The 7,380-nt window shown below is 42.6% G+C and carries 5 protein-coding genes; all 5 read left to right on the top strand.

Annotated elements, in window-relative coordinates; all coding sequences use genetic code 11:
• Positions 1–571: 571 nt before the first annotated feature.
• Positions 572–817, top strand: a complete 246-nt coding sequence (locus CEX98_RS11120) for a hypothetical protein (RefSeq protein WP_099642141.1) — start codon at positions 572–574, stop codon at positions 815–817.
• Positions 818–937: 120 nt separating this feature from the next.
• Positions 938–1,504 carry a hypothetical protein gene (locus CEX98_RS11115; protein WP_099642140.1) on the top strand — a complete coding sequence of 189 codons (567 nt, stop codon included), beginning with the start codon at positions 938–940 and terminating at the stop codon, positions 1,502–1,504.
• 236 nt (positions 1,505–1,740) lie between these two features.
• On the top strand, positions 1,741–4,377 hold the full coding sequence (locus tag CEX98_RS11110) for a DUF2339 domain-containing protein (RefSeq protein WP_099642139.1): 2,637 nt from the start codon (positions 1,741–1,743) through the stop codon (positions 4,375–4,377).
• Positions 4,378–4,558: 181 nt separating this feature from the next.
• Positions 4,559–6,877, top strand: coding sequence for a TonB-dependent receptor (locus CEX98_RS11105; RefSeq protein ID WP_099642138.1), 2,319 nt, complete (start codon positions 4,559–4,561; stop codon positions 6,875–6,877).
• Positions 6,878–6,979: 102 nt separating this feature from the next.
• Complete coding sequence (locus tag CEX98_RS11100) at positions 6,980–7,228, top strand: hypothetical protein (RefSeq protein ID WP_099642137.1); 249 nt, start codon at positions 6,980–6,982, stop codon at positions 7,226–7,228.
• Positions 7,229–7,380 lie beyond the last annotated feature (152 nt).

Below are 7,380 nucleotides of genomic sequence, written 5' to 3'. Positions count from 1 at the left end.
GGTGTTACGACTCAGTATTGCTATAATGAAACTAGCTATTGCCAGCATTAGATGCGTTTGGTCAGTAATATATAAAAACTGATTAGCTACACAAGTCTCCATTCTATCTTTTCCTTACCGATCTTGCGATGTGGTCGATGTAATGTATGGCCGACCTGAAAGCAACCTAGTTTACCGTTTTGTTATCTATGTAAAATAATTGGTTTAAAAATAGCACAAGGCACTCTATGGTGCAATAATTTTCATTACTCTGTGTAATATATTCTACCGTTAGAGTCTTGATTCAGTCCCTTAGTTGAGGGGGGCTTGGTGTTGGTTGAATTCGATAGGAGGCTATTCAAAGGCAAGCGTGACCAATCCTGTTTTTTGTTAAACATTTGTTTTTTTATTGAGGTGTTTAAGATAGATGACTGGTGTTTATTTATAGTCTAGTTGCAATTAATAACTACTCTAAAAAATGGGATTATTTATTGTCATAATTAACTAATATTTAATTTGGCATCGAAAAATAAAGCTGATAGTCTATCGACCGTTTAAAAAACCTTCACCACAACACAAGGAACTTAGTGTTATGAATACTCCAAAGTTGGAGCGCATTTTAAATGCGTTTCTACCATCATTTGTTGCTAAGCAGCTAGCAAAGTCACCAAAGCTACTGCTGTTTGTCGTTTTATTCATTGTCTTAGTTGTTGCTTTTATTATTAAAGTTGCCTCTTTTGCTATTTACTCTCTGGTTGTCGGCGCGGTCTTATTCGGTTGTTGGATAGCATGGAGTAGCACTAAGCGGGTGCTAACAAAGCGGAAAAAACGAGCCTAGTATATTGCTATCGTAAAGCGTAGCGATAACCAGTTTTTATATTACTTTTTATTATTCGGTTTGCTTGCTGTGCAAGTTGTCGCAGGAATCGAGAACATTAATCTATTTAAGGAAAAAATAATGAGCTTATTAAATAAATTTAAAACTCAAGCACAATCAATTGGCAGCAGTATTGGTGAGTCTACAAGTAAATTAAGTGGAGATATTGTGTCGTCTACTAAAGACAACGCAAAACTTGCTGGATTAAAATCAGATATCGCTTCAATTGACGGCCAGTTAAATATTGCATATCAAGACATTGGTCGTAAGTATATTGAAAACCTAATTAAAAATGATGGTGCGAACCTTGAAGCGGTACTGCAAGATACAATTGAGCGCATTGATCCACTTATTAAGCGCAAAGATGAGCTAGAGGCTGAAGTTATTGAAATTGAAAAACAGTTGAAAGATCAAATCGTGATCCAAGAAAAAGCTGTTTTCCAAAAAGAGTTTGATGGTGAAAAAGAGAAGTTAGAAAAAGCATTAAAGCTTGACGTTATCTCTCAAGATGAGTTTGATTCAAAACTGGCTAAAGCTCGTATGAAGCTTGACAACTTTGACGAAATTCGCAAAACCAAAAAGCAACACGAAATGGGCCTAATTAATAAAGAAGAGTTAAAAGAAAAGCTCACGGCATTAGGTGTGTAAATTACTTTAAATTCATGGGGTTAAGCTGCTGAGTTTAGCCGGTTGCGTTTGGCAGTTTACCCCCTTATAATCCGCTATATTTCCAATCTTTCTCACTACTTTAACCTTAATTTAAGGGTTACGTCGTTTATCTAAGCAAAGTGAATATCACATTTCCAAATTGATTTATATACTGGATTGATCTCATAGTGATGCGTAGACTTGATAGAGCATGCTAGCCGTTACAGGGGAGTTATATGGATACGGAATTTATTTCAGTGCTTTTTTATTTTTTTGTATTTATCGGAGTTGTCGTCGCGTTTCAGGATAGAAAGCGGCTTAATAACCTTGTCAAAAAAGTTAGTCAGTTACAAAACACTATAGATCAGCAGGCTCGCCATATCGCGCGTCTAGAAACGCGAGATTTTACTACAAGCGATCAACTAAATAGCGCCGACGAGGCGGTTTCGCCCAGTCGCTCTTCAAGTGAACAACCCCAAATTATAGAGCAACCTACTGTTTCGACTTCTGAGCACCTTAGTGCAGATCTCAAAGTTACCATTGCTCGAGTGAAACCCGCTAAGCCCGCGTTTGGGGTTGACTTCAACCTCGATGCCCTTTTAAAAGGGAATGGGTTGTTTTGGCTCGGTGCTATTGTATTGGCCCTCGGTGGCGTTTTTCTGGCAAATTATTCTATTGAAGCGGGACTTTTACCCCCAAGCGTTCGGGTGATCTTAGGGGCATTGTTTGGCGTTTGTCTGGTAGTGACGGCCGAGGTGCTAAGTCGATATAAAGAAAAACTAAAGATTAACACCCCTAATATCTCTGCTGCGTTGGCAAGCGGCGGCGTAGTCACATGTTTTGCTATGACCTTGGTTGCTTATGATTTTTATGACTTTATCCCAGCAAATATCGCCTTTGTTTTGCTGGCCATCATCTCTTGTGTTGCGACTACCTTAGCACTGAGGTTCGGGCCTGTACTTGCAGGGATTGGGAGTGTGGGAGCGTATCTTGTTCCGGCCTTGGTATCGACTGGTTCGAATAATATTGGTGCCTTGTTGTTGTATGTCGGCTTTGTCTCTTTGTCGGCCATTTGGGTTGCGGATTATGTAAAGCAAAAGTGGCTCTGGTGGCAGAGCTTTATCGGGCATTTTTTATGGTTTTGCGCGGCGGTTGCCACAGCTAATCGGTTGGACTTTTGGGTAATCATGCTCTTTGCCCTGTTCTCTTTATATTTGTATGTGTTGGTTGCTGTATTAGGCTGGCGACTGACTGTTACAATGACTAGGGCTCTGCCGGTAAAAGTACTGTTGATGCCACGAAAAGAACACTTGGGAATATTACTTCCTTTATCACTGGTGGCGGTGACCTTGGTTGTGAATACTCATTTTACTCAGCTTCTGTGGGCAAATACGTTATTCGCCTTAGTCGTGTTGGGCGTGGCTTATCGGCATAGTGCGTTGGATAGTTGGCCATTTTACCTGTTACTTTTTGCACTTTTCTCCTTCAACTTAATGCCAACAGTGAGCAGTTATGACGATGTGCTTCTGCCGTTTACGGGCAAGTACCTATTTATACAAGTTGCCGTATTTATTGCTATCTTGTTTAGCGTGTTGATGCTGAGACGTACTCCTTCGCGGCTGGCTTATTTATTATTATTGGTTTTAGCACCTTTAGCGCTGTATGGTATAAGTTATGTGACCGCACCAGAGCTTGCTGAGGCGATTTTGTATCCTGTCTGGGCTGTTGAAATGTTAGCGATTGCCGCTTGGGCTGTTTATTATGCCAATAAAGCGACCCTAGAGGTAAACCGGGTGACTTGCTTTATCTTAGCAAATACGATGCTGAGTTTATGCTTCACTATGTTGTTGTCGGCCAGCACCTTGACGCTAGCGATTGCGCTGCAGATTGCTTCAATGAGCTATTTGAGCTGGAAATATAACGTAAGGATACCAGATTGGCTGTATAAAATAGCGCTGATGGTGGTTATGGCTCGGCTCACCTTTGCGCCTTGGCTTGCTCATTATCGAGACGAAACGATTTTAACCATACATTGGACGCTGATTGTATATCCGATAGTACTTGGTATTATTTGGATTGCGATAAAATATAACCCTTCAAAAGCTCTAACTACTTGGTTTATCGGTGGAGCTGTGCATATTGTGGCGCTGTTGGTTACTACCGAAACGAGCTACATTTTGTTTGGTGCATATCCAGACTTTACTAACCTAACCTATCAACAGTCGGTAATGCTTGCTTTAAACTGGTTAGCACTTGCTGCAGTGTACTTGTGGCGAGGCATGTTAAGCAATCACAAGAGCAAATTATACCCCAAAGCGGCAGCTATTTTACTACTTGCAAGCTCAGTGCTTCACTCGGATATATCGCTGATCAACTCGCCATTTTTAGTCAGCCAATATGTCGGTGAGAGCGTGGTTAACTGGTTGTTTTTACAGTGGTTTGTTCCAGCTGTGATTCTTGCAGGCATGACTAAGTTTGGTTTGCTCACTGCGCGTTATCATCGTCTCGTATACAGTGTGATTGCAGTGTTGGTAATACTATTTGTCAACGGAGCAATTCGTAGTTTGTATCATGGTGGTTTCGTTACGCTTTCTATCTCGATACAGCAGCCTGAGTTATACACCTATTCTATCGTATGGTTGTTACTCTCCACAGTATCTATTTTCGTTGCAAAGCGCTTTAACCTTCAAGCGCTTCTTCATGCTGGGTTTGCCGGACTTGCGATAGTTATTTTAAAAGCCTTTATTGTCGACATGGCCAACCTAGAAGGATTATTACGTGCTTTATCATTCATTGGACTGGGCTTAGGCTTGGTAGGAATTGGCTGGTTGTTTCAAAAAATGCAAACGCCACCTCATCACAATGAGGCGTAAGCTAGCAGAACCTGATGAACTTGGTAGATGTAGTAACATCGGTTAGTCTTTGTGTTTTACCTTGACTCTGTTTGTGTACATGACTTGAATACATGGCGATGTTTTCGCCATTTTTGCTCACACAAGGAGAAAATTCGAACTAAACTTAAGCTACTTAGAGAAGCGAAGAGCTTTCGTGGTCATGTATACCAACTGTATTAAAGTGAAAACGTGTGTCTTACTCTCGGTTTTATGTAGCGCGGAGATACTAGCGAGTGAAGACGATTTATTCTCACTGTCAATAGATCAGTTATTAGAAGTCAAGGTAGAAGCTAGGAAGGTCTCAGAAAGCCTACAAAAGACACCCATCTCGGTGTCTGTCCTATCAGAGCAACAAATCGAACAGCGTAACGTTACGGACTTACTCAGTGCTAGCTATTTTATTCCTAATCTGGATGTGACCACCACAGGCGAAAACTCCGGCTGTACACACTGTGCGAATATTACTATCAGGGGCGTGGGTCAGGTTGATCCTATTCCTACCACAGATCCGAGCGTTGGGGTTTATGTTGACGGTGTTTACTTAGCTCGCTCTGCTGGAAGTATGTCGCGCTTTTTGGATGTTGCTCAGGTGGAAATATTGCGAGGGCCTCAAGGGACGTTATTTGGTAAAAACACGATTGGTGGGGCGGTAAATATTCGCACCAATGCGGTCACGGATGACACTACGTTTAAATCAACCTTAACAGTAGGTGAGTTTAACCGACGTGACTTAACTATGGTGATCAATCAGCCACTCTCGGAGCAAGTGGCAATGCGTGTTGCCATGGCGAAATATGACAAAGAGGGGTTTGTACGCCGTGTGAATGGGGAGCGAGAAGGAGGAGAAGACGACTTTAGTTTGATTGCTAAGCTTCGTCATCAGGTTAATGATGAATTGACCTTACTTTGGCTGCTCAGCCGCCAAACGCAAGATAGAGGTAGTGCACCTTCGGTGCTGGCGGCTAAAAATGATAATGCTGTTCTTATTCAGATCTACAATCTGTTTGCAGAGCTTGGCAATGGGGTTGAACCAATTACACCGCTACAAACTTTTGATGATAAGTACCTAAGTGCAGCAACAGAAACGAACGAAAATAGCTTTACCCAAACGGGGGCGGCTTTGCAGGCTGATTATCGTATCAATGAGCAAATGTCACTTAAGTCTATTACTGCTTTTCGCTCTCTTGATGCATTTTACAGTCGGGATTTTGATAATAACCCCGTTAATATTGGGGTGACTCGAGATTGGCAATGGCAAGATCAGCGTAGTCAAGAATTTAATCTAACCGCTAAATACGAACACTATGACTGGCTGCTAGGAGCATATTATTTTGACGAAAAAGTAAGTTACCGAGCAGACTTCAACTTTTTCGGTGGCCTGTTCCAAGCAGTGGAGGCAATTCCTGCACCGCTTGACGGTTCACCGTTATCTGCACCAACGGATATTGGTGGTGCGGGTAACCCACTCAATGCCGCATTCGATTTTCATAATCGTTTTCTAAATGAAATAGAAAACACTAGCTATGCCGTCTTTGGCCATATGAATTATCACTTTTCACCAACTTGGTCTGTAACTATTGGCGCTCGCTATACTCGAGAAGATAAGCGCCAAGAGGTTGTGGGGTTAGCCTTAGAGGCAGATGAAGTACTACTGTCACGTACCTCAGAGAGTGCTGCGGGGGCAGTTACGCCAAGTTGGAAAGTGTTCTCTCCTATGCTCGGTGTGCAATACCAGCATAGCGAGCAAACCATGTTTTACCTCACAGGCTCTCGAGGCTTTAAATCTGGTGGGTTTAACGGCTTGCCAAGCTCACCTGCTGCGGTCCGGCCATTTGAGCCTGAATATTTGACCGCATATGAGTCGGGTGTGCGTTCACAATGGTTCGATAATCGTTTACGCGTCAATGTTTCTGCTTTCTACTTACAGCACAAAGACATGCAATTAAGAGGTGGTGAGTCAACGCAAGAGGGGGTGGAAATCTTTATTGATAACGTCGGTAAGACCAAAACTAAGGGAGTAGAATGGGAGTTCGAAGGCTTACTTGATGATGATTTTGGTGTTGCGTTTGCAGGCGCGTTTACTCGTGCTGAGTTCGTTGATGTTGGCAATGCAACCCAAGTTACGTTAGACAGTACGCCGATCCGCACACCGAAATGGTCGGTCACCGCCAGCGTGTGGAAAAACTGGCAATTGGATGCAAATCAAAAGCTCCATACCAGACTAGACTGGAGTTATCGCAGTAAGATGTATACTGACGTTTTTAACTCACCGCTTGCACAAACAGACCACTTACGGCTTCTCAATGCTAGGGTGCAATTGGATTTGAGTAAGCACATGAGTGTGAGTCTGTATGTTAATAATTTAACGGACGAATACCACTTTATTGGTGCGAATGATTTTCGCGAAGTATTTGGCGTTGCCGAATATTGGCTCGCACCGCCAAGAGAAGCGGGTATTGCCCTTACGATGCAGTTTTGATTGATTAACAAACAAGACAAGTTTGTGGGGCATGTAGCGGTTTAATCGCCCTGCAATTATTGTTATCCTTTAGCGATTTCAGCAGTAATAGAGTAATACCGAATGATCCCTGAGAATGATGTAATTGAAACCCTAGAGCAGCTCGAGGCCTTTTTGATCTTGGTCGATAATGGTGGCTTAGGGCTTCAAAATGTTGCCGGAGTAGCGCTTGCCACTAACAATAGTGATGGCAGACCATTTGTGGCAATTTTGGATGACAAACACCAATTGTTATTAGGTCGCTGGGTATCTCAAGACGTATATGAAAATGGCAAAGATATGGTGCGCTACGGACCTAAGAAAGCCCATTGATAGAGTGCGTTAACCGCCAAAGAACGCAGGAATAGCCAGCTCCTACCAACAACATCAAACCTCTGTGGGAGCTGCTTTACGCAGCAAGGTTGATGAAAAAGCTCGCGATGTAAAATCGCTCCTACCAACAACACAGAACTCATGTGGGAGCT

It is taken from the genome of Pseudoalteromonas piscicida (assembly GCF_002744175.1).
Classification (GTDB): Bacteria; Pseudomonadota; Gammaproteobacteria; order Enterobacterales; family Alteromonadaceae; genus Pseudoalteromonas; species Pseudoalteromonas piscicida_B.
This window is presented reverse-complemented; position numbering and strand designations above follow the sequence as displayed.